This window comes from Flavobacterium tagetis (genome assembly GCF_016735615.1).
Lineage (GTDB): Bacteria > Bacteroidota > Bacteroidia > Flavobacteriales > Flavobacteriaceae > Flavobacterium > Flavobacterium tagetis.
Genome location: NZ_JAERSF010000003.1, coordinates 1 through 25,252, shown reverse-complemented (window position 1 = coordinate 25,252; position 25,252 = coordinate 1). Strand labels below are relative to the sequence as shown.

Here is a 25,252-nt window from a genome sequence, read left to right as displayed (position 1 = left end):
TGGTATTAAAATGTTACGTTTAGACTTAAAGAGAAAATTCTTGAAAAAGGATAGCTAATTCCTCGTTCGGCTTTTATAGTCGAAACTTTGAAAAAATCATTGGCATAAGCATTAATTCCTAATCCAGCCATACCAGATTTGTTAAGCCATTCTCTATTGGTTACTCGGTATCCTATACGAAGAGATTCTCCAGCTAAATAGTCATCTTTTTGAATAAAACGTGAAGAAATAGGAGTTACACTTGTCATGCTAATAGCCTTGAATTGAGCCATTTGTCCTGGCGTTGTCCATCGATCAGAAAATGCTCTTGCATCCTGATTGTCAAAAACATTGTCTGAAGTAATATTTTCAACTTTATTATATAATGCAGTATTAAATCGATCTGCTCCAAAACTGTAACGGATGAAAACTCCAAAATTAAAGTTCTTGTAATTAAAAGTTGTTGAAACCACACCTGTAGCAATTTCACGAGAATTCCCCATTACAACCTCATCTTTTTTGTCTAAAACAAAAGTGCGTTCTCCGTTTTTCTTTAAGAAAACTTCTCTTCCTGTTGCAGGATCAATTCCTAATGAAGGCACAGCCCAAAGGTCATTTGTACTTGCTCCATCGTAAAATCTAGTTAAACTGGTTGTTTTCTTAGCAGCATCATTTAAAGAAGCCAATGCATTATTAAAACCTCCCAATTCATTTTCATTTGTGGTCGCTGTTAAACCAATTCCCCAAACGATGTTTTGTTTAAAATTACTAATGATATTGTAATTTGCTTTTAGCTCTAAACCACGTGTCGTGATATAGCCTACGTTTAACGGATAGGCAGTAACTCCAGTAGAAGCTGCAAGATCTATGGCAACAATTTGTGGCGAAGTCTGACGCTTATAAGCTCCCAAAGTCACTGTAAGTCTGTTTCTAAACATTGCTAGATCTAATCCTAAAGATAAATCTTCTGTTTTTTGAGGCTCCAAATCGGCATTTGATAATTGCACAATGTTTAATCCTGCGCCAAAAATATTCGTGTTAGGGTCGTATGCATAAATATCATGCGATGCATATCCTACTAGATTTTGGTTTCCTGTTTGTCCAAAATTGGCACGAATTTTAAAAATGTTGACAATGTCTTGGTCCATCTTAAACTCATTATTGATGTTCCATCCAAAACCTATACCCCAGTATGGAGAATATTTTTTGTTGGTTCCAAAATTGGTTGCTCCAGAAATTGTCTGAGTAAAATCAAACAAATATTTTCTGTCATAAGCATAGTTAACCTGATTAGTCAAATCAACGCTTCTAACTAATTCATTATCGACAAACGGCTGTGAATTTTTTTCAAATCCAAAAGCAAAAGACGGATCACCTGGAACTCCTAAAGGAAATCCTCTTAAAGTTGATCCATAAGCATTATAATTGGTTTCGTATGCCGAAGCTCGCATTGTATAGTTTACAGAGTGAACATTATTGAAAACATTTGAATATGTACCTCCAATATTTGCATTCCATTTATTGGTTAAATAATCCCTTCTTCTATATCGTCCTTTCTCAGATGGAATATCATTGATATACTGCGTATCATCTGGCGAAATAAATGCTGTTCTCTGTTTATCATTTCTTGAAACAGAAATAGCCGCAGTTGTTTTTATATGCGGATTAAAATCATAATTAATTGCGAAGTTGTTTGTAAAATTAAATTCGCCTGTTTTATCATAACTATTTAATTTAACATTATACAAAGGATTTGCTGGTTGATTAATAACCAATTCGCTTGGTGACAATGGCAGAGAAGAACCGTCTAAATAGCGGGTTGCCACTCCATTTTCATTATACTTTTCGTAGTAAGGGCTCACTCTTGCCCAAGTAGCAAAATCACCGTATGGAGATTCCTGATTATCAGCTCCTGCAACAAATAAATTATTATTAATGCTAATTTTTTTTCGCTTGTAGGTTACATTGACATTATAGCCCCAAGTATTATGCTCAGAGCCTTTCATTGTTCCTGAAACAGCTTTGTAATTTCCAGCCAAATTAAATCGAAGTTCTTCAGATCCTCCCCCAATTGTTAAACTGTGTCCAGATGTTAATCCCATCTGAATTGGTTCGTTAAGCCAGTATGTATTTACGCCACGACGTACCGCAGCCAAGCGCTGGTTATAAACCTCATCCCATTTATAAACTGTTGGCAAAGGAGTTCCTATATTTGGAGTATAAGCGCCAGAAATTCTTTCAAATTCCAGTTTTTGTTCAGCATTCATTAGATTATAAACACTCAAATCTGCTAACTCATAAGAAGAATTATAAACATAAGAAAGCTGTAATTTTCCTGGAATTGGCTTAATTGTCTCCACAACTACAACTCCATTTGCTGAACGTGAACCGTATAATGCTGTAGAAGCCGCATCTTTAAGCAAAGTAACACTTGCAATTCTATTGATATCTAAATCAACGATCTGCTGTAGAGTAGTTGGAAATCCGTCCAAAATAAACAGTGGCTGATTTGGATCTTCTTTAAATTGATCGTCTACCTGATTAACAGATAAACTTGTCTGTCCTCTCACCTCAATTACTGGCAACACATTCGGATTAGAACCTGCAATATTATTACTCAAAACAATAAATGAAGGATCTAATGTCTTTAAAGCTTGAACGACATTTTGTGTCGAAATTTGTCTTAATTCTTCACCTCTAAAAGTTGAAACTGCTCCAGTAATCAATTCCTTTTTACGAACAGTAACTCCGGTATTAACCACAACACCCTCCAGTTCATTTCTCTGTTCAACTAGTTTAACGTTAATTACTTTTCTTTTATTAACCTCCACAATTTGTGCTTTGTGTCCGATATAAGTAAACAAAATCTGTCCGTCTTCTGGAGCTGTAATAGTATACTTTCCGTCAAAATCAGTTTGAGTAGCAGCACCTGTACCTTTTACTTTAATATTTACACCAGGAATAGGATCTCCTTTATCATTTGTAACAGTACCTTTAATTTCAATTAATTTTGACTGAAAAACCACTACATCTTTTGGCAGTTTTCTAACCAAAATTGTGTTTCCGTTCGACAAACTAAAATCAAAATCTTTATCAGGAAAACTAGCTTCCAATAAATCATTCACTTTAATTTTTCCTTTTTTTAAATGTACTTTAGGTAAATTTTTAAATAAATCTTCCTGATAAATAAAAGTATAGTTGGTCTGTTTTTTTATGATGTCAAAAACTTCGTCAACAGATACTGTTTTATCAGCTGTAATTACAACTTTCGTGTTTTGTGAAAATAGATTTACGGGAGAAAAACCAAAAATTGTAGTACAAAACAAGAAGATAAAAGTTCTCATAATGTTAATAATTAGCCGCTTTCTAAAATAGAAATAGGCACTGGTTAATTTAAATTTCATAAATTTACATGTTAATTGGTTGGTTGGTTAATAAAACTGACTTACTGGTTGATACACAGAAAGGGATAAAGCGCAGTACGGTGAGAGGTCTAAACTTTAATCCCTTTTCTTTTTTATCTGATTATAATCTTATTGTCTTTTTTCTCATAGGCATTAATAAAATTAATATTCTTGATCGTGGTTAATATGTCTTCTAATTTCTGATTCTTATTTAAAACCCCATTAAACTTAACGTTGCCAAGCGCTGGATCTGCAAATACAATATCAACATCGTACCATCTTGACAATACTCTCGCAATATCTTTTAGAGGCATTCCTTTAAAGACAAACAGTCCTTTTCTCCAAGAAATTTCATTGTAAACATCGACTTCATAAACACTGATATTTCCGTTGTACTCCGTTATTTTAGACTGTTGGCTCGGAGTTAGAATTTGCTTTTTAGCAGCATTGCTCACAGCAACAACTCCTTCTACCAAAGTGGTGTAAATTGCAGGTTCGTCTCTGTAAGCTTTAATATTAAATTCGGTTCCAATAACTTCAACATTCTGCTCTTGGGTTTTAACTTTAAATCTTGAACCTTTATGTTTAGTACTTGGCGATACTTCAAAATAGGCTTCTCCATAAACCAGTTCTACTTGTCTGGTTTGTCCATCAACAAAAGCAACAGGATATTTTAATTGTGATTCAGAATTTAGCCAAACTTTTGTACTGTCGGCAAGCTGTACAAAAAACTGTCCGCCTCTCGGAATCGTTAAAAGGTTATTGGCAATTGCTACAGATTTTCCGTTCGAATTGTAAACCAATTTTTCTCCGTTACTAGAAGCATTTCCTTTGGTATAAGATTTTCCTTTTTCTAATGCAATTACAGAGCCGTCTTCCAGAGTCAGAGTGGCTTTATCGCTTCCGATCAAAATTTCTTTGTGTGCCACTTGCGGAGTTTCAATCTTAAGCGGATTTGTTTTGCTTATTATTAATGAAATTGAAATCAGCAATAATAATGACGCCGCCACTGCTGTTAGCTTGAAAGCTGTTTTGGTGTAGAATGGCTGAATTGGTATTACTTGAGATTCTTCAGATCGAATGGCGTTTTGAAGACGCGTTCTCATTCTAAACTCAAGCTCTTCTTTAGAACCCAAAGTTTCATCCCAATCCTTATCGGTTTGGAAACTTTCGTAATAATTCAATAATTTATTATTCTCCTCGAGATTCGTATCACCGGAAAGATATCTATTTAGTAACAGTAAGAAATCCTCTTTTTTCATTTTTTATTGTATTATTTCGGGAGTATATGAGATAAGTAACCAAAAAGGAATATACCCCCTAGTCCAAATTGTATTTTTTTTTGATTTTTTTTGAAAAAGAATTAAAAAAGAAGAAAAACCACACACCATCAAACCAACCACTTCATTGTTAATTTTGCTAAAAGATATTTTTTGAAAGCCATAAAATCATTGCCATACTCATGCTTTCGCCCATAGAAGAGCGGATGGTATTCAATGCTTTTGTAATGTGGTTTTCGACAGTTTTTGTAGAAATATTAAGTCTTTCAGCAATTTCCTTATGACTCAGCTGTTCTTCACGGCTTAGTCTATAAACAGCTTGACATTTTTCAGGAAGTCCTGCAATGATTAAATTAAGCTGTTGCACCAATTCGTCGTGCATTAATTGTGTTTCTGGAGTTGTAGAAAGGAAACGTTTTTCTAAATCCTCAAAAAGTTCGACATGAACTTTATCTTTGTTTTTTCTCAAATGATTAAAAACCTGATATCTCGCGCAAGCATACATATACCCTTTCAGTGAAATGCGTATTTCTATTTTTTCGCGATTGTGCCAGATATTCATGAAAATATCCTGAATGATATCCTCACACAATTCTTTGTCTTTAATCACATTGTAAGCCGACATAAAAAGTGCCTGCCAAAATTTATTATACAATTCTGTCAATGCCAATTCATCGCCGTCGCGAAGACGATCAATTAAAATCTGATCCTGGTTTAAGATGGAATTTGGCAATGATGATTGATTATGAAGATTGAATAATTCGCAACAAACTTAATAAATTCCGTTAATAATCCTAATTTGTTCTCGACAACACCTTTTTATCTTCGCAATAAACCTCAATTATACAAACACTATAACTTTGTATATTTTTCAATTCTAACTACCAAACTGCTTTATTTTTTAAACTTAAGTAAGATTCAGAATTAAAATAAAACGAATTTTTTAAAATCTTAAAAACAAATTCTTGTTACGTTAAAATTGTATTTTTATTAAATTTCAACAAAATGACGTAGCCAATTTCTTTAAATCTAAAATTGAGTTTTTTATGTTTTATTTTTTAACTCAAAATTTCCTAAATAAAATACTCTCTTTTCTTTTTTTAAATAAAAATATAAAAACCCTCTTTTAGATTACATCCCAAATAAAGTATATTTTTAATAATAAATGTTCATAATTATATTCGACTTCGAACTGTCTATTATTTTTTCGAGCCTTTTAAAAAATACCTCACTTACCATTGGACAACCTTGGCTAAGGGAAATATAATGGTCCTGTTCTCCTTCTGGAACTGCAGAATATGAATGCAGAACAATCATTCTCTTAACCGCGTTATTATTGGTTTGATCCAATCCTTTTAAAACATAGGCTTTACCAAACATTCCTCTGTACGATTTTCCAATGGCATAACGTCCTAATGATGTACACTTCGAATTGGGCTCATTGCTAAATTTCAACTCTCCTTTTATACCTGTTTCAGAACCTGCACCATTTGCGACTAAACCTTCGTCAATTACTGTATCGTTTTCTAAATCATAAACAAAGAATCTGTTTTTACCCGATTTAATTCTCATATCGATAAAGAATGCGGTTTTAGAATTATAAGCGCCAGAGGCAATCATTTTTTTAACATTTTCAATCTGCTGATTAAAACGTTCTTCTTCAGAATCGTTTATTGCATTTTTTTCTTTTGGTTTGGCATTTCCCCAAAAACACATGGTAAGCAAGAATAATAAGTATACTAGTTTCATAAATCTACCTTTTCAATTTCAAAGCATTAATAATCATTCATTTAACGCTGCAAAACTAAAGCTCTGATTTTCATAAAAGTATTCGTAAAAGACTAAAAAACAACAAAATAAGATTTTTTTTCAGCTCAAACAATGTCGTTTATTCATCAGAAAAAATTACCTTTGGACTATCTAATAAAATCATTCTACTAAATAATAAATAGTCCAGATGCTTCGTCCTTGGCCTTTAGAAATTCAGCTTGATAAAAAATCCGATAAAGCCATTTATCTGCAAATTGCCGATGCTGTAATTGATGCCATAAAAACTGGTAAACTCGTAAGCGGAAATGCACTTCCGGGAAGTAGACAGCTTGCCGAGTTATTGAAAGTAAATCGAAATACGGTTGTAGAAGCTTTAGATGTTCTAACTACCGAAGGCTGGCTCGTAACAATTGATAGAAAAGGAACATTTGTAACAGATTCACTTCCAACCATCAATCATTTATCAGAAAATAAAATAGATCCGAAAATTGTTATTGAAGAACCTAAAAGTTTTTTAGTTTTTGATGACGGGCTTCCCGACAGCCGTCTTGCGCCAATGAATGATTTGGCAAGAGCGTATCGAGAATTGTTTAGCCGAAAATCGCGCTGGCAGATTATGGGTTATAGCAGTGAATTGGGAAATTTGGAGTTTAGAAAATCTATTGCTCAAATGCTGAACTTCAAACGCGGTATGAGTATTTCGCAGGATCAAATCTGTATTACACGCGGAAGCCAAATGGCTATGTATCTGGCTTCACATTGTATTTTAAAATCTGGCGATTTTGTTTTGGTCGAAAATCCGGGTTACAAACCTGCTTGGGAAGCTTTTGAAAATGCTGGCGCAACATTACTTCCCGTAAATGTAAACTCAGACGGTTTGGATATTGATCAGGTTGAGAAATATCTCCAACATAAAAATATAAAAACCATTTATGTTACACCTCATCATCAATTTCCAACCACGGTAACGCTTTCTCTAAAAAAGAGATTAAAATTGATTGAACTTTCTAATCAATATAATTTTACGATTATTGAGGACGATTATGATAATGAGTTTCATTTTGGACAGCGCCCAATACTTCCTATTTCAAGTTATGCTGCTTTAAAAAACTACATTTATATTGGCACTTTCAGTAAAATTGTTGCTCCAGCGCTTCGTATTGGATACTTAGCCAGTTCTCATGAAAATATTCAGAAGATTGGAAATCATAGAAAGATAATCGATGTTCAGGGCGATAATATTATGGAAGAAGCAATTTTAAACCTCATCAACGAAGGCAAAATAAAGCGTCATCTTAAAAAAGCCAATTTGGTTTATAAAAACAAAAGAGATTATTTCGAAAGTTTGCTAAATGAATATCTTCAAGATAAAATCACTTTTACAAAACCCGAAGGCGGACTTGCATTCTGGATTGTACCAAAAGAAGAAATTGACGTTCTAGACATTTTTGAAAAGTTAAAATTGCAAGGCATTCAGATTATGAGCCCGAGTCGATTTAGCTTTGATCAAACTATTAAAGGCTTTCGTCTGGGTTATGCTTCTCTTTCCGAAAAACAAATGGAAGAAGGAATTAAAGCTATTGCTAAATTACTATAACTAAAATTTAGACGCAGATTTTACGGATTTGCTATTGCAAAGACGCGGAAAAAAACTGATTTTAAAAATCTGCGTGAATCTGCGTTTTCGCGATAGCGAATCTTTTTTATCAGCGTTCAATTAACTTAACAACAAGTTAATTACAGTTTTCCATTTCAATAATAGAAAATCCATTTGCCCGAATCTGATTTTCAACTTCAATCGGCGCTTTGTCTATGTGGCAGAAACGGCATTCTTTAGAAGATAAAGCCTGTCCTTCTTGTTCTACACTTTTCAGGTATTTTTTACCATATTCATATACTTGCTCTGCATCGTTAACATTTTCATCAACCAAAATATCAAAGTGCATAATTTTTCCGTCTTTGCGGGTTACATAAGTATCCCAAACTGCTATTTTCATTTCCTAAGTTTCTAAGTTACTAAGTCACTAAGGGACTAAGTTTTATTGTTTTATGATGCAAATTTACATAGGATTTAAAAGTTGAAAATCATCCAGTTTTTTCATTTTTTAAAATATACTGGTCCAGCAAGATTTTGCTATTTGAACATAATTTTACAGTATGAAAAACGATATTATTTTTAATTTGATTAAAGTGCATCAGCGTATCGAAAATGCCTGTAAAATGGCTGGGCGAAATCCTGATGAAGTACAGCTTTTATTGGCAACCAAAACTGTTCCTGCAGAAAAAATACGCATTGCAATTGAAGCTGGCGAAACATTAATGGGCGAAAACAAAATGCAGGAATTGAGGGATAAAAACGATATTTTGAAAGATCTTCCAGTTGAGCGTCATTTTATTGGACATCTTCAGACCAATAAAGTAAAAGATGTTTTGAAATACGCTACTTGCATTCAATCTTTGGATCGAATAAGTCTAGCCGAAGAACTTCATAAACAACTCCAAAGCCAAAACCGAAAATTAGACGTTTTTGTACAAGTAAATACGTCTTACGAAGAAAGTAAATTTGGATTGGCGCCAAATGAAGTTTTACCTTTCATAAAAAAAATAAAAACTTGTGAGACCTTAAATATAAAAGGTTTAATGACAATTGGCCTGTTGGATGTTGAAAAAGAAAAAATGATTCCGTCTCTACGGCTTTTAAGAACGATTCGAGATGAAATTTATTCAGAAAGTATTGAAGGTTTAACCGATCTAAAACTTTCTATGGGAATGTCTCAAGATTTGGAACTTGCCATTGCCGAAGGTTCGAATATGGTGCGAGTTGGCACTTCGATATTCGGAAACCGCTTTTTAGGAAAAGAAATCTGGAACGAAAACATTGCAGAATAAAACTTAATTTTGCAGCAAATAATAAACAGATGAACCTGAATGATCTTACTGTAATTGATACTGAAAAAATTGCTTTAGACGATTTATTTTTTAGTGATGAAAATAAAGCAGCGTTGCTTCAGATTATCAAAGAACATCAATATATCGAAGAATTAAAAAAGTACAATCTTAAAGTTGATAATAAAATTCTACTGCACGGAAGTTCTGGCTGCGGTAAAACAACAACGGCAAAAGCAATTGCCAATACGTTAGGCAAAAACATTATTATTGTAAACCTCAGCACTGTTGTTGATTCGAGAATTGGTGAAACTTCTAAGAATTTGAAAGCCATTTTTGATAAAGCAATCAGAGAAAGAGCAGTTTTATTTTTAGACGAATTTGACCAGATCGGAAAAAGCCGTGACAGTGACGATAAAGACGTGGGCGAAATGAGACGTTTGGTCAATACCATCATTCAGCTTTTTGATTATTTTCCTTCTGATAGTTTATTGATTTGCGCGACCAATCATTATGAGATAATTGATAGTGCTTTATTAAGAAGATTTCAGCTTCGTTTGAAGTATGAAATGCCTTCAGAAAAACAGCTCAATATTTATTATGATAAAATTTTAAGCAGTTTTCCAGAGCATTTTCAAAACATAGAAAGAAAATATTCAATTTCTTATGCTGAAGCTTTAGACTATATAAATACGACAATGAAAAAGCAAATTATTGCTGCCTTAGATTCGAAATAAAAACACTAAAAAACCCGTTGTAAAATTTGCAACGGGTTTTTTCTTGGGTGGAGTTTTATATAGAATGAAAGTGTACTTGTTTATAAGCCTCTTGTCAACCAGCCTTTTTTGTTGGCTGTTGCAATGGCATAAGGCGCAATCCAGAATAAACTGAAAGTGTAAAAAACACTGTATGAATAGGCCCAGAATGATTCTGAAAGTGTGTATCTTTTTGCATAAAACAACATTGAAAAACTTGAAAAGATTAAGATTGCCATTAATGTTGAGCTCAAAAATAATACTGGGTGAACTGCAATAAAATAAAACATAAACAATAAGAATGGATACGTCATTGCAATTTTGAAAAACTGATTTAAGAATAACATTCTAGGTCCAAATTTTGAGTCTTTTCTAAAATCTTTGAATACAAATTTTGCCATCATAAGGTTCTCACGAACGTTACTTCTCGCCCATCTAATGAACATTTTGTATAACCCTTTATATTCTTCTGGAACATTGGTTAACACAACTGCATTTCTTTGAAATTTCACTTCAAAACCTTGTTTCAAAATCATATTAGTTAAAGCACGATCTTCTCCAATATCTGATGGTTCTCCCATAAAAGTCTGGTTAATCCATTCTGGAAGACAGTTAAAAACCGCGTCTCTTTTGTAAGCTGCCAAAGCGCCTGGCGTACATAATACAGAACCTAACTCACTCTCTGCAGAACGTTGGAATTCAAAACTCATTACGAAACTTACATTAAGCATTTTTGGTAAAATCGCTTTTTTATTGTTCAAAACTTGAACGTTTCCTGCAACGGCTCCACATTTTTTGTTTACTACAAACGGACTTACTAAGTTTCTTAAAGTATCTTTTTTCACAATAGAATCACTATCTACTGTTACAAAGATTTCCCCCGTTCCTAATTTAAACCCTCTGTATAAGGCTTGACGTTTTCCTTGATTTTTTGGTTGCTGAAAAATCGTTACACGATCTCCCAATTTTGCTTTTGCTTCCTGCATCCAATACCAAGTATCATCTTTACTTCCATCGTCAATTGCTAAAAGCTGTAATTTTTCTGCTGGATAATCACTGTCTGCAAGACTCAATAAAGTATCCCAAACTAATTTTCCTTCATTGTATGCTGGAACGATAATCGTACAAGTTGGCAATAAATCGTCTGACACTGATGGAATTGCTTTATATCTCAAATACAAGAAAGAACTGTACAAGAAAACTCCTGCCTGATAAAAGAATAAAATTGTAGTTATGATTAAAAATGGTAATCCCCAAGTTGAGGCAATTCTTTCAAAATGAAATTTCTCAAAATCATCTTGCAACAGAATTACTACTCCAACACCTGCTAGGAGCAATAAAAAAGTTCCGATAAGAACCGCTAATCCAAACGGACTTGTTGGTCTTTCTACATGTATTTTTTGGGATTTTTGTTTAGTTCCGAAAAAAGAACCGTTTATTGTTTTTTCGCTAATCGCTGAACTGCTGTTCGTGTAAAATTGTTCTGAGATAATTGTTTCGCTTTCCATGCTTATACTCCTTTTTTAATTTGCTTAATTTGGCTTTTAGCAAAATCTTTTCTTTTCTAGTTTATCTGAATCTCTTTCGAAAAACAATAAAAAAACAAACACATCAAAGATTTTGACATTAACACATTTTGCAAGCGGCGTGCCAACACGATTTTAAACTGGTATAGAGCGATTTACAAAAACAGACACAAAAAAGAGTGTGTAATTATTTCACACTTTTTGGATACGGTATACACTAAAATTGTAGAATTCGGAATTGAAAAGTGAGATTTTGAAAGGGTTTAGAGCGGTTTTGATTTCTTAATTTTTAAAAAGTGTAAATCTCAAAAAAACAAATTCTCTGACGAAAAAATGGTGAGAATTAATAAAACGCTGTTATCAAAATAAAATTGTCTAAAAGAATAAATAGATCTCAAAAACACTTTTTTGCATCCTTAAAGAAACATTCTTCCTAAAAAATCAGGAAATCTTACTTAAAAAAGTTAAATTTATCAAAACAAACTTAACCCTAAAATTAAGGAGACTACAAAATGAGTAAAGAGCGTTACCATCTTTTACTGGCTGATGACGACGAAGACGACTGCCTTTTCTTTAAAGAAGCTCTCGACGAAATAACTTTCAGCGCCGATCTTTTAACGGTTCATGATGGCGTACAATTAATGGATTATTTAAAAAATAATATTTCTAATCTTCCAGAAGTTATTTTTTTGGATTTAAATATGCCTCGGAAAAATGGTATTGAATGTTTGGATGAAATAAAAGATGACGAGAAACTGAAAAACCTACCTATAATCATTTTCTCTACTTCGCTTGATAGTGAAATAGTAAATAAACTTTATCAAAAAGGCGCTTCTTATTATATTAGAAAACCAGGTGAGTTTTCTAAACTTAAAAGCGTAATCGAAAAAGCACTGACAATTGCATCAGAAAATAAATTTAAACAGCCCGAAAGAGCCAATTTCATACTGCAACCTTAATCTTCTTTGGAAATGAACCGCAAAAAAAAGGAACATTATTTTCTTTCCGAAGGAGGAAAAATGGGAGAATTAATTCGTTCTGCAGATTGGAGCCAAACGCCATTGGGAGATCCTGAAAAATGGCCACAAAGTTTAAAAACAATGACCGCAATGATGCTCGGCAATCCGTTTGGAATGTACATTGCGTGGGGAAAAAATTATACTCAACTCTACAATGATGCTTTTCGTCCTATCCTTGGCGCTTCTAAACATCCAGAAGCTTTAGGCGGAAGTTCTAAAGATACATTTGCTGAAATCTGGGATACCATAGGACCAATGTTTGCCGATGTTATGAAAGGACATGCTGTAAGTTTTCCTGATTTTAAAGTTCCGCTTCATCGAAACGGCTATACAGAAGATTGTTTTTTTGACTTTTCCTATAGTCCGATAAAAATAGAAGACGGTACTATTGGCGGAATTTTGGTTACGGTTATCGAAACCACCGAAAAGAAAATTGTTGCTGATGCGTTACAGGAAAGTAATGCAAGATTTGTCAATAATATTATGCAGGCTCCCGTTGCCATGTGTATTTTTAGAGGTGAAAATCATGTTGTTGAAATCGCCAACGAACAAATGCTCCAGCTTTGGGAAACAAAAGCCGAAAATGTAATTAATAAGCCTATTTTTGAAGCTTTGCCCAGATTAAAAAAACAAGGCTTTGATGAAATTCTCCAGAACGTTTTTACAGACGGAAAAAAAATTACCACAGACGAATTATTTGTCCAATTAAATCGAAATGGACAAACCGAAAATACTTATATCAACTTTGTCTACGAAGCTTTGCGTGAACCTGACGGAACTATTTCTGGCGTTGCAGCAATTGCTACAGAAGTTACAGCTCAAGTTTTGGCTCGCACGAAAATAGAAGAAAGCGAACAAAAAATAAGACAGCTGGTAGAAAACGCTCCTTTTCCGATTGCTGTTTACGTAGGGAAAGAAATGCGTATTGAACTCGCAAATGAATCAATCATAAAAATCTGGGGGAAAGGTCCTGATGTTATTGGAAAAACTTATAAAGAAATTCTTCCTGAATTGCAAAATCAGTCAGTATTTGAACAAGTTGAATCGGTCTTTAATACAGGGCAATCCTTTCACTCCAGAAATTCGCGTATAGATATTGTTATCGATAATGTTTTGCAATCGTTTTATTTCAATTATAGCTTTACACCTCTGTATGATTTGACTGGAAAAATTTACGGAGTAATGAATACCGCTGTAGAAATTACAGATTTATATTTAGCCAAACAGAAAATCGAAGAGAGCGACAAGAGATTTCGTGATACTGTAAGACAAGCTCCTGTTGGCATCACGATTCTTCGCGGGCCAGAATACGTCGTGGAAATGGCAAACGAAGCTTATCTAAAACTGATAGACCGAGAAGAACAAACTTTTGTTGGCAGACCATTATACGATTCTCTTCCAGAAGTAAAAGAAAGCGTTAGTCCTTTACTAGACAACGTTTTAAATACAGGAATTCCGTTTCATGGAATTGAAGTCCCTGTTCCTTTAAACCGATATGGAAAAATAGAAACTTCTTATTTTGATTTCCTATACCATCCTTTGAAAGAAGAAAATGGAACTATCTCTGGAATTTTAGTGACTGTTACCGAAGTAAGCGAAAAAGTTGAAGCCAGAAAAAAAATCGAACTAAACGAGGATCGTCTTAAAATTGTTGTGGAAGCCAGCGAATTGGGAACTTGGGAACTGAATGTAAAAACCCGTATTCCGACTTATTCTAAAAGATATCTTGAAATTATTGGCGGATATACCGAAGATATAATGCTTACTCACGAAGAATTATTGGCGCATCTTCATCCCGATGATTTGCATATTCGAAATAAAGGTTTCAAAGAAGCTTTGAGTTCAGGTTTCTTAAATTATGAAGTTCGCGTAATCTGGAAAGATCAATCGGTACATTGGATTGAAGGAAAAGGAAAAGTTTTTTATGATGAAAACCGTCAGCCCGAAAAATTAATTGGGACTATTCGGGATATCACTGAAGAAAAAAAATACCAGCAGAAAATTGAAGAAAGCGAAAAGAAACTTCGCAATCTTATCATGCAATCGCCTGTTCCAAAAGCCATTTTACGAGGAAATGATTTTGTGATCGAAATGGCCAATTTCGTGTTGTTGAAGAATATCTGGAAAAAAGAAGAAACCGAGGTTCAAGGAAAAAAGATATTAGAAATATTTCCAGAACTCAATAAACAGAAATATGCAGATTTATTAAAACAAGTTTATGAATCTGGAAATGTATATGCTGAATCTGAATCTTTACTTTTTATTGATAATGAAAAATTTGGCAATCAATTTTATGTAGATTTTGAATTTGCTCCGCTTCGCGAAAGTGATAATTCGATTTCCGGAATTAGAATGACGCTTATTGATGTTACGGAAAAAGTTGAAGCAAGAAAGAAAATCGAAGAAAGCGAGAAAAGATTCCGATTGCTTACCGAAAGTATTCCGCAATTAATCTGGGAAACCGATGCTGATGGAAATGCTCTTTTCACTTCGGGAAGATGGTTGGAATATACTGGAATTGAACCTGGAATAGAAGGTTCATGGCAGAAAATGATTCACCCAGATGATTTTGATGAAAATGTCAAAATCTGGCAGCACGCGCTCGCAACGGGAGAAATGTACCGCTGTGATGTGCGAATGAGAAGAAAAGACGGTTCATACAGATGGCATACTGTTATTGGCGAACCTGTTTTTGGACCCGACAATAAAATTGTAAAATGGGTAGGTGCCTTTACTGATATTCATACCGAAAAGGCTTTTACGCATGAACTTGAACAACAGGTTACAGCCAGAACAAGAGAATTAATTCAGATTAACGAATCGCTTCGCAAAAGTGAAGAACGTTATCATTTAATGGTCGAAGAAGTTCAAGAGTATTCAATCCTCTACTTGAATCCTTATGGCATTGTAGAAAACTGGAATGTTGGAGCTGAAAAGATTAAAGGCTACAAAGCAGAAGAAATTATCGGAAAATATTTTGCTGTTTTTTATACCAAAGAAGATCAGAAAGCTAAACTACCTGAGAAACTTTTGGAACTGGCGCGAGAAAAAGGAAAGGTAATCCATGAAGGCTGGCGCGCGCGTAAAAACGGAAATCTATTTTGGGCAAGTGTAGTTATTACGGCAGTTCATAACAAAAAGGGCGATATCATTGGTTTTTCAAAAGTAACACATGACTTAACTGAAAGAAAAAAAGCCGATGATAAATTAAAAATGAACGCCCTCGAACTAGAGCAGAAAAACAATGAATTGGAAGAAATGAACAAAGAACTTCAGTCATTTGCTTATATCTCAAGTCATGATTTACAGGAACCACTTCGAAAAATACAGACTTTTGCTTCTCAGATTATAGAGAAAGAAGCAGAACATTTATCAGAAAACGGAAAAGATAAATTTAAAAGAATGCAAAACGCAGCACAGCGAATGCAAACTTTAATTAATGATTTGTTGGCTTATTCTAGAACAAATATTCAGGAACGCATTTTCATAAAAACAGATCTTGCTCAAATTATAAATGAGGTAAAAGAAGATTTAACCGAAGAACTAGATCAAAAAAGTGCGGTAATTGAAATTGAACAAAGCGTTGAAGTTGATATTATTCCGTTTCAATTCAAGCAATTACTTTATAACCTTATCAGTAATTCGTTAAAATTTTCAAATCCTGATATTCCAATTATAATTAAAATTAGAAGTAAAATTGCCCTTGGAAAAGATTTAGAAAACGAAAAACTGATTCCTGCTAAAAAATATTGCTACATAGAGGTTTCAGACAACGGAATCGGTTTTGAAGCGCAATACAACAAAAAAATATTCGAAGTTTTTCAGCGTCTTCACGGCAGAGACCGCTACAACGGAACTGGAATCGGATTGGCGATTGTGAAAAAAATTATTGAAAACCATAACGGAATTATCACCGCTTCAGGTATTCAAAATCAAGGAGCTTCTTTTGATATTTATATTCCTGTAAAATAAGATTTTTTGAAATTTCAAATTCTAAATTCCATAAAAAAACGGAAACTGCAAATAAGCTGTTTCCGTTTTTTCATTTCAAAGGAAATTGAAATTATCTCAAAACAATTTTATTATCTAGTATAAACTGTAATTACACCAGTTGTTTTGTCTTTAATTTTTAATTCTTTGTTAGTAAGGTTCATGATATCACTTGTTGAACTTACATTTCCTACCGTGATAGTCAAATCATTATGAGATCTTACATAAGTACCAGTAGTTTCTGTTAAAGCGCAATCAGATCCATTATAATCACCAATAACAGCGGCATTACTTAATCTTAAATCTAAATAATCCCTGTTACATCCCGCCGCATTCTCTGGTGCATCAACCAATACTTCCTGTCCATTAACAATTGTTCCTTTTTGGCTTAGATTATATTTCCCTTGAATTGGAACTATTGTTTCTCCTTCATTATCGTCGTTACTACAAGAGGTTACGAACATTCCCGCGCTTAAGGCTAATACGAATAAAAAGTTTCTATTTTTCATGATTTCTTTGTTTTTTATTAATTTAATTCAATAATGCTAAATTAAAAGTATATACTTACAAAAAATTTCATGATTCTACGAATATTTTACATAAATCGCATTTTACATAGATTTTTACTTTTTTACATATTTATTCAAAATATATCTCGTTACAGGTTTTAAAGAACTATTATTTTCAGGATGTCTTCCATGTCCATTAAAGAAGTCTATTCCATTTGCTGTTTTGCCATACCAGACAATAGCTTCTCCATTTTTATCAAAAAAAGCCGTTGTATCACATACATTTATTTTTTTTAAGTCAAAAACGGTTTTGTCAAAAGGTTCTACAACATTAAAGCTTGCTAAACCATTCACTTCCAAATCGCAGCTTACTTTTTCATAATGCTCACCCGACCATTGCATGCACTGTTTTTGAAAGAAGGCTAAATAAATGAGCATCACTAATCCAGCTGAAAAAGCTACAATTATAGAATATTTTATTATTCCAGATTTTCCTCCCCCCTCTCCACTTACATTAAGAGAAGTTGATATACCCGCTGGAATTGTTTCCAAGTTCTGATTTTCGTCTTGTTCTATTACTTCAGCTTCATCTTGCTTTACTTCTTCGGTTAAATCTTCTTTTACCTCTTCAGTTTTTAAACTAGGAAATTTTTCCATTTCGACATTATCAATAAAACCAATAGAAGAAAATTCAGGTTTATAATGTTTGGTATTTCTTAGCTCTTCTATCAATTTCAAATTCTCTGGATCAATTTCTTTTCTAAACTTATTAAAAGGTCTCGGATTAAAATCTACCAAAATTGCTGCCATATCAACAACATCGATTTTATCTGGATCTGTTTCTCCTTTAAAAAATTTTTCTACTGGTCTAAATAGATCTGTCTCTTGCTTAAACTTGTTTTTTGAACTAATATCAAAAGAAAGTCCTAGTAAAGAATTGAATACAGTCAAATCATTTGAATGCATATCGTTATTTGCAAATTTTTCCCAACATAACTTATTTAGTTTTCCTCTTGTTGGAGCATTCAAGAAATAAAAATCATCACCATTTTTTACTTCTTCATATTTTTCCCTAATGGCTTTTTTATATAAATCTTCCAAAGTATTGTTATGCATAGGCTTCATTTTTTTGGGTTTTTAAGGATTTATAGGGAAAAACAGGGATTTTACAAAATTTAATCGGAAATCCCGGAATTCCGTATTAACACAGGGCCAAAACGGTTGTTACTTTGCCTCAACAAAATTAGTTATCGCTTTGATCTGCAGGTCAAAAGCAAATGTACAAAACTAGTTCATGTACCAGGTGTGGAAAACCGTAAGACGGATTTTATTCCGGGAAGTATAGATGAAAATCTTACGGTTCTACGCACTTCACTTCCCAAACAAAATTTGGCATTGCTGTCATTAAAAAACAATCTGGAAAAACTCCAGACAGCAATCCTCATGTCTAATTTTTAATCTATAAAAAAATGAAAACTCTATATTTATTGGGAGCGTGCGCGCTATTGTCAACTACATTATTTTCTTGCACTGCTGATGAACTCGAAACAGCTAAAAACAAAACAGAAGTCAAAAATGATACAATTCCGGCGAAAGATATGCAGGCCACTGGACCAGATGACGATCCAGTTGTGGTGCCGCCACCGCCAAAAAAATAATGTAATATTTTAGAAAAAAAACTGTAATTTATAATAAATTACTATTTTCGGGGAAAGTAAGATTTATGTTACGATCCCCGTTTTTTTGTCTGCTAATTATTCTCTTTTTCTTTTCTTGTAAAGAAAAAACAATTGCACCTATTAAGGTAGACCACAACCGTGAGGAAGCTTTTAAAGTAAGAGATCTGGGCATAACTAATCTCCAAAACAAAAATTACAATAGTGCTTTTTTCAATTTCAATAAATCAAAATTAGATTTTGAAATTTTAAAAGACAGCGCCAATATTGTTTATAATTTAATTCAGATGGCTTCGATCCAACAGATAAATGGCGATTATTACGGAAGTAAAGAAACACTCACAGAAGCTCTTCCGTATGTTAAAAAGAAAGATATTTATACCGTTTCTATAAATAACTTTTTCGGGATTGCAGACAAAGAACTGGCAATTTATGATGATGCAATTTATTATTATAACGAAGCAATAAAAGATGCCGAAAATAATGTTTCTAAATTCTCTCCTCTAAATAATATTGCTGTTATTTACATTGAGCAGAAAAATTATGAAAAAGCAATTCAGATTTTAGAATCGATTTTAAATGAAAAACAAATTTCAAAAACAAGTAAAGCACGTGTTTTAGACAATCTGGGGTTTGCCTATTTTCAAATTGGAAATAATGATAAAGGACTCGCTTTAATGCAGGAAGGCCTTAAAATTAGAAATGAAGTTCAGGACTTATATGGAATCATTGGAAGTAATCTGCATCTTGCTCAATATTACTCAAAAAACAATATTCAGAAATCAAATGAATACGCCGTAAAAGCATATGAAACTGCCTCAAAACTTCGCAGTATTGACGAGCGCTTAAAAGCATTATCTTTTCTCATTTCAAACGATTCTGAAACTCAAAATGCTTATGCGCAAAAATTCATTTTTTTAAACGATAGCATAATAAAAGTTCGAAACAACTTTAAAAACAAGTTTGCCCGAATTAAATACGATTCAAAAAAAGAAAAGGAGGAAAACCAGAAACTGCGATTAGAGCAAGCCGAGACTTCTCTTGCATTACAAAAAGCGCATTATCAAAAGATATTTTTCATAATAGGCATTTCATCTCTCTTTCTTTTACTGCTTTATTTAAGAAAGTTTTATCAAAACCGAAATCGAATTGAAAAAATAAAAACAGCATATAGTACAGAAACCCGAATTGCCAAAGATATCCATGACGGACTAGCAAATGATGTTTTTCATGCTATAACCTATACACAAACTCAGTCTTTAACAGACGAAAGCAATAAAGAAAACTTGCTTCAAAAACTCGATGACATTTACTCACGCGTTCGCGGAATTTCTCGAGAAAATAATGATATTGATACTGGATCAAATTTTTCGGATAATTTAAAAGAAATGCTTTCTACTTATAATAGCAGTCAGACAAATGTTATTATAAATGGTGTTGAAAAAATAAATTGGGATTCGGTTGAAGATTTAAAAAAGATTGCCATTCAGAGAGTTTTACATGAATTAATGGTCAATATGAAAAAACATAGTGAGGCTCCTGTAGTATCTATAAAATTTTATACGAACTCAAATTCACTACTTATTGATTATAGTGATAATGGAAAAGGTTGCGAAAAATCAAAAATTATAAAAAATGGTCTCCAAAATATGGAAAACCGTATTTTGTCTAATAAAGGAACTATTACTTTTGAAACAGAACCTAACAAGGGTTTTAAAGTAAAAATAACAATGCCTAAATAAAAGCCTATGTTTAAAAAAGTAATTATAGCCGAAGATTTTGAAGAATTCAATTTAGCCATTAAACAAACTTTGAGTGATTTCAATATTACCAATTTTCAGCACACAAAATATTGTGATGATGCATTTCTTAAAATAAGAAAAGCGATTCAGGATAATGAACCATACGATCTATTAATTAGTGATCTTTCATTTAAAAAAGACCATCGCGAAGTAAAAATTGGCAGCGGCGATGAGCTGATTCAGAAAGTTCGTGAACTGCAACCTGAGATCAAAATCATCGCTTATTCTATTGAAGATAAAAGTGCTCGCATAAAATCACTTTTTGAGGATTCTGAAATTAATGCTTTTGTTCTAAAAGGCAGAAATAGTATTGAGGATCTTAAAAAAGCGCTTACCATAATTTCGGCTTCAGATCAAAAATTTATTTCGCAAGAAGTTGCTTCTGCACTTCAAGAAAAAGGCAATTACGAAATAGACGATGTTGATATAAAAATTCTAAAATTTTTATCTGACGGTACATCTCAGGATGAGATTATTGAAATATTTAAAAGCAATGACATAAAACCAAATAGCAAAAGTGCTATGGAAAAAAGATTGGCAAAGCTAAAAGACTTTTTTAAAGCTAATAACACTGTCCATTTGGTTTCGATTACAAAAGATATGGGAGTAATTTAGATTTCTATTTTATTCAATTTTTAAAGCTCCTTTGGGAGCTTTTTTTATTTCTTCAAATTAATTTTCGGATTATGGATTTCCGTAAAATACTGGTTTTGATTGATTTTACTTTTGAGTATTAATTTAAAACTACAGACCAATGGAAATGAATATTCAACTAAAATCATTAGCAGATAAAATAAATCAGCTTAAAAGTAAAATTGAAACCGAAGAATCTACAAAACATGCTTTTGTACTGCCTTTTATACATGCTTTAGGATACGATGCATTTAATCCGCTAGAAGTAGTCCCTGAATTTACAGCCGATCTTGGCTTAAAAAAAGGCGAAAAAGTAGATTATGCTATTTTTCAAAACGGAGAACCCATTATTATTGTAGAATGTAAAAGTTGGAAAGAAAAACTTACAGTTCATAATTCTCAGTTATTTCGTTATTTCCATGTTACCAAAACTCGATTTGCACTTATAACAAACGGAATCCAATATCAATTTTTCACTGATTTAGATGACCAAAACAAAATGGATGAAAAGCCTTTTTTAGAATTTGACATCTGTAATCTAAAAGAAAATACGATAAACGAAATTGCAAAATTTCATAAAGCGAATTTTGATGTCGATAATATTGTAAGCAATGCCAGTTCATTAAAGTACATTAAGGAAATAAAAAAACTAATCAATGCTGAATTAGAAAGTCCTTCAAACGATTTTACAAAACTCTTTGCAAGTAAAATATATACAGGTAGACTAACAGAAAAAGTTGTTGATGAATTTAAAGATTTAGTTCAAAAATCGGTTAGCCAATTTATTAACGACAAAATCAATGATCGTTTAAATGCGGCTTTAAGCAAAGAAACTATTAAACAACAAGATGAAGAAATTATCTCAATTGAAGATGACAACAAAGTTGTTACAACTGAAGAAGAACTGGACGGTTATCGTATAGTAGTAGCCATTTTACGCCGAAAACTGCCAGTTGCCAGAATTGTCTCTCGTGATACACAATCCTATTTTGGAATACTGTTGGACGATAATAATCGAAAACCTCTTTGCAGACTTCACCTAAACAGCGGTAAAAAATACATAAGCCTTTTCAACAATAATAAAACCGAGGCCAAAATTGCAATTTCATCAATTGATGATATTTATCAATATGAAAAAGAATTACTAGAAACGGTGGCACTTTATGAGACAGAACTAAATCCCGTATAAGTACTCATTTTCAAAAAGTGAATTCTAATTAGATTTATCTTATTACAAAAAATACTAACCTAATAACCAAAACACTATGAAACCAAAACATTACATAATTGTTGGATTTTGCTTGTTTGTATTGGTCGCCGCACTTACTAATCCTGGAACTGAAAAACATAAAGAAGAAGTAAAATTGAAAATGAATGTATTTTTAGAAAAAGAAATTGACAAAGAAAATACAACTTCGAACGATGAAATGTCAAAAGCTGGAGGAATATTAGGAGATGCTCTAGCACAATCAATGGTAAACATTCTGGTAGACAATATAGTTTCTTCATCAAATTACATTGTTTTTTCTACAACAAATGTTACTATCGAAGGAAAAAACAAAACCATTGGCTTTGGCATATTAGGAAATGTCTTTTTATCTAGTAAAATAGATGAAGCAATAAAACAGTAAAACAAAAAAAAATTGTCCAACTAAATACCGCAATTGCCTATGCAAAAAAACTACTCAATCTTACTTTTAATATTTATATTTTTTTCCTGTAAGGAGACAGACTCTCCGCCTCCATTGCCAAAAATAAATTCATTTTATAAATCGGCAATTACTGCAGATGACCGAAAGACAATCACTCCAGAAGAAGCCAGAACGTATCATGTAAATAAAACCTATCACTATGAATATCGAACAGGAAATCCTGGAAATTATGAGTATAATTATGATGTGAAAGGAATTAATAACGCAGGAGATTCTGTTTGTGGGAATATTAACGTTCAGGGTAAATACGGCGCAGGAGTTTTAACCACTGATACGGTTTCAGAAATCGAAATAAATACCGAATGGATTTCATATGGAAAATTAAAAGCTACAGATAAAAAAGGAAATGAATATCAATTAATTGTCAAATAAAATATCTAATGAAATATACTCTACTCTTATTTTTTGTTTTTGCAACTTCATTTCGACCACCACAGACCAATGTCTACATTTGCGGATCAAATGGCGCAAAAAAATATCATTATAAAGAAACCTGCCGAGGCTTATCGAGCTGTCGCAGTGAAACTGTAAAAACATCGCTTAAACAAGCTCAAGGCTTACGATTGACACTTTGTGGATGGGAAGATTAATTATCTTTCCGTCCTACCATATTTAATCATTTAATAATAATCACTTTACAATAATTTCACATTAGTTTTCTTAATTTGATATAAAACTAATCGTCATGAAATTCTTTAATTTAAAATTTCTAGTATCTTTCAAAGAATGGCTTTTTTTAAGAGCAATGCAATCTTCTTTCCTGCATTAATAAACCATTATAAACAAAGGAAAGTATTATTGAATGAATAAAATTGAAAGCTCATTTTTAAACAAAAACCAATTTGGTAACGACTTCTTGTGGGGTATTTCTACCGCTGCTTTCCAAATTGAAGGGGCACATGACGCCGACGGAAAAGGTTCTTCTATTTGGGATGTTTTTACTTCTCAAAAAGGAAAAATCAAAAACGGACATCATGCTCTAACTGCTTGTGACTTTTACAACTGTTATCAAGATGACATTCTTCTAATTAAAGAACTAAATATTCCCAATTTTAGGTTTTCTATCAGCTGGCCAAGGATTATGCCAACTGGTGTTCATCCTATAAATCAGGCAGGAATCGATTATTACAACAAAATTATTGATACTTTGCTGGCTTCGGGAATCGAACCTTGGATAACACTTTATCATTGGGATTTACCACATGAACTTGAAGTCAAAGGAGGTTGGACAAATCGCGAATCTGTTTCTTGGTTCAAAGAATATGTCGAAGTTTGCATACAATACTTTGGTGATCGTGTTAAAAATTGGATGGTGATTAATGAACCTTCCGTATTTACTGGAGCGGGATATTTTTTAGGCATCCACGCGCCTGGAAAAAAAGGAATCACCAATTACCTCAAAGCCATGCACCATGTTACTCTGGCAACTACTGCTGGAGCTAAAATAATTCGCGAAAGAATTCCACATGCCAATATCGGAACTACATTTTCATGCACGCATATTGAACCCGCCACTGAAAACACAAAAGATATTGAAGCTGCAAAACGTGTAGATACTTTACTAAATAGAACTTTTATAGAGCCTATTTTAGGACTAGGTTATCCACAGAAAGATCTTCCAGTTCTAAAAAAGCTTAATAATTATATTTTAGATGGCGATTTAAACAATCTAAATTTCGATTTCGATTTCATTGGGTTACAATGCTATACTAGAGAAGTAGTAAAATCTGCCATGCTTATACCTTATATTGGTGCAGAACTAGTAAGTGCCGAAAAAAGAAATGTCATTGCAACAGATATGGGCTGGGAAGTTTACCCCGCTGCCTTATATCATGTTCTCAAAAAATTTAATGAATATGACGGAATCAGAAAAATTATTATAACCGAAAATGGAGCCGCTTTTCCTGATATTGTAAAAAATGGAAAAGTTCATGATATAAAACGAACTCACTATATTCAGGATCATTTAGAACAGATTTTAAAAGCCAAACAAGATGGTTTAAATGTCGATGGTTACTTTGTTTGGACATTAACTGATAATTTTGAATGGGCAGAAGGATACAATGCACGTTTCGGATTGATTCATATAGATTTTGAAACGCAAAAGCGTACAATAAAAAATTCAGGACTGTGGTTTAAAGACTTTTTATCATAGAGCACTTTTTAATTCTTTTACTTTTATATTAAACAATTTTCAAAATCATATAAAAACAGAAAACCCCATCCGAATTGGATAGGGTTTTCAAAAGAAAGGCGACGACATACTCTCCCACAATGATGCAGTACCATCTGCGCAGGCGGGCTTAACTTC

General features: G+C 33.0%; 20 protein-coding genes. 12 read left to right on the top strand and 8 right to left on the bottom strand.

Annotated elements, in window-relative coordinates:
* Positions 1-5: 5 nt before the first annotated feature.
* The 4 genes from JI750_RS14320 to JI750_RS14305 all read right to left on the bottom strand — a co-directional run bounded on the left by JI750_RS14320 (position 6) and on the right by JI750_RS14305 (position 6,412).
* On the bottom strand, positions 6-3,323 hold the full coding sequence (locus JI750_RS14320) for a SusC/RagA family TonB-linked outer membrane protein (RefSeq protein WP_202003222.1): 3,318 nt from the start codon (positions 3,321-3,323) through the stop codon (positions 6-8).
* A gap of 173 nt (positions 3,324-3,496) precedes the next feature.
* Positions 3,497-4,645, bottom strand: coding sequence for a FecR family protein (locus tag JI750_RS14315; protein WP_202003220.1), 1,149 nt, complete (start codon positions 4,643-4,645; stop codon positions 3,497-3,499).
* Positions 4,646-4,802: 157 nt separating this feature from the next.
* The gene (locus tag JI750_RS14310; RefSeq protein ID WP_202003218.1) at positions 4,803-5,396 is read right to left on the bottom strand and encodes an RNA polymerase sigma factor; all 594 of its coding nucleotides are present in this window, start codon (positions 5,394-5,396) and stop codon (positions 4,803-4,805) included.
* Between the two features lie 422 nt (positions 5,397-5,818).
* Positions 5,819-6,412, bottom strand: coding sequence for a murein L,D-transpeptidase catalytic domain-containing protein (locus JI750_RS14305; protein ID WP_202003214.1), 594 nt, complete (start codon positions 6,410-6,412; stop codon positions 5,819-5,821).
* 208 nt (positions 6,413-6,620) lie between these two features.
* Here JI750_RS14305 and pdxR point away from each other — a divergent pair, with 208 nt between their 5' ends.
* Positions 6,621-8,030 carry a MocR-like pyridoxine biosynthesis transcription factor PdxR gene (pdxR, locus tag JI750_RS14300; protein ID WP_202003213.1) on the top strand — a complete coding sequence of 470 codons (1,410 nt, stop codon included), beginning with the start codon at positions 6,621-6,623 and terminating at the stop codon, positions 8,028-8,030.
* Positions 8,031-8,166: 136 nt separating this feature from the next.
* Here pdxR and JI750_RS14295 read toward each other — a convergent pair whose 3' ends face one another.
* Complete coding sequence (locus JI750_RS14295) at positions 8,167-8,430, bottom strand: DUF2024 family protein (protein ID WP_202003211.1); 264 nt, start codon at positions 8,428-8,430, stop codon at positions 8,167-8,169.
* Positions 8,431-8,590: 160 nt separating this feature from the next.
* Between JI750_RS14295 and JI750_RS14290 the strand changes: the two genes are divergently transcribed.
* Positions 8,591-9,322: a YggS family pyridoxal phosphate-dependent enzyme gene (locus tag JI750_RS14290; RefSeq protein WP_202003209.1), complete on the top strand. Its 732-nt coding sequence runs from the start codon at positions 8,591-8,593 to the stop codon at positions 9,320-9,322.
* A 29-nt stretch (positions 9,323-9,351) separates the two neighbouring features.
* Positions 9,352-10,056 (top strand): AAA family ATPase, encoded by a 705-nt coding sequence (locus tag JI750_RS14285; protein WP_202003207.1) that lies wholly within the window; start codon positions 9,352-9,354, stop codon positions 10,054-10,056.
* An 80-nt stretch (positions 10,057-10,136) separates the two neighbouring features.
* Here the strand turns inward: JI750_RS14285 and JI750_RS14280 are convergent, their stop codons facing one another.
* A complete protein-coding gene (locus JI750_RS14280) occupies positions 10,137-11,582 on the bottom strand; it encodes a glycosyltransferase family 2 protein (protein WP_202003205.1) in 1,446 nt (481 codons plus the stop codon).
* 530 nt (positions 11,583-12,112) lie between these two features.
* Here JI750_RS14280 and JI750_RS14275 point away from each other — a divergent pair.
* Positions 12,113-12,559, top strand: coding sequence for a response regulator (locus tag JI750_RS14275; protein ID WP_202003202.1), 447 nt, complete (start codon positions 12,113-12,115; stop codon positions 12,557-12,559).
* Positions 12,560-12,571: 12 nt separating this feature from the next.
* The gene (locus JI750_RS14270; RefSeq protein WP_202003199.1) at positions 12,572-16,591 is read left to right on the top strand and encodes a PAS domain-containing sensor histidine kinase; all 4,020 of its coding nucleotides are present in this window, start codon (positions 12,572-12,574) and stop codon (positions 16,589-16,591) included.
* 110 nt (positions 16,592-16,701) lie between these two features.
* Here the strand turns inward: JI750_RS14270 and JI750_RS14265 are convergent, their stop codons facing one another.
* Together JI750_RS14265 and JI750_RS14260 are read right to left on the bottom strand one after the other, a co-directional pair.
* Positions 16,702-17,118: a lipocalin family protein gene (locus JI750_RS14265; protein ID WP_202003196.1), complete on the bottom strand. Its 417-nt coding sequence runs from the start codon at positions 17,116-17,118 to the stop codon at positions 16,702-16,704.
* Between the two features lie 114 nt (positions 17,119-17,232).
* Positions 17,233-18,243, bottom strand: coding sequence for a hypothetical protein (locus JI750_RS14260; protein ID WP_202003192.1), 1,011 nt, complete (start codon positions 18,241-18,243; stop codon positions 17,233-17,235).
* Between the two features lie 344 nt (positions 18,244-18,587).
* Here JI750_RS14260 and JI750_RS14255 point away from each other — a divergent pair, with 344 nt between their 5' ends.
* From JI750_RS14255 to JI750_RS14225, 7 genes are all read left to right on the top strand, one after another.
* Positions 18,588-18,776 carry a hypothetical protein gene (locus JI750_RS14255; protein ID WP_202003189.1) on the top strand — a complete coding sequence of 63 codons (189 nt, stop codon included), beginning with the start codon at positions 18,588-18,590 and terminating at the stop codon, positions 18,774-18,776.
* Between the two features lie 305 nt (positions 18,777-19,081).
* A complete protein-coding gene (locus JI750_RS14250) occupies positions 19,082-20,536 on the top strand; it encodes a tetratricopeptide repeat-containing sensor histidine kinase (RefSeq protein WP_369410029.1) in 1,455 nt (484 codons plus the stop codon).
* Between the two features lie 6 nt (positions 20,537-20,542).
* Complete coding sequence (locus JI750_RS14245; protein ID WP_202003183.1) at positions 20,543-21,211, top strand: response regulator transcription factor; 669 nt, start codon at positions 20,543-20,545, stop codon at positions 21,209-21,211.
* A 139-nt stretch (positions 21,212-21,350) separates the two neighbouring features.
* Positions 21,351-22,418, top strand: coding sequence for a type I restriction endonuclease (locus JI750_RS14240; RefSeq protein ID WP_202003181.1), 1,068 nt, complete (start codon positions 21,351-21,353; stop codon positions 22,416-22,418).
* Between the two features lie 76 nt (positions 22,419-22,494).
* Positions 22,495-22,860, top strand: coding sequence for a DUF4359 domain-containing protein (locus tag JI750_RS14235; RefSeq protein WP_202003178.1), 366 nt, complete (start codon positions 22,495-22,497; stop codon positions 22,858-22,860).
* Between the two features lie 39 nt (positions 22,861-22,899).
* A complete protein-coding gene (locus JI750_RS14230; protein WP_202003175.1) occupies positions 22,900-23,313 on the top strand; it encodes a hypothetical protein in 414 nt (137 codons plus the stop codon).
* 430 nt (positions 23,314-23,743) lie between these two features.
* Entirely contained in the window at positions 23,744-25,096 is a 1,353-nt protein-coding gene (locus JI750_RS14225; protein WP_202003172.1) for a GH1 family beta-glucosidase, read from the top strand.
* Positions 25,097-25,252: the final 156 nt, after the last annotated feature.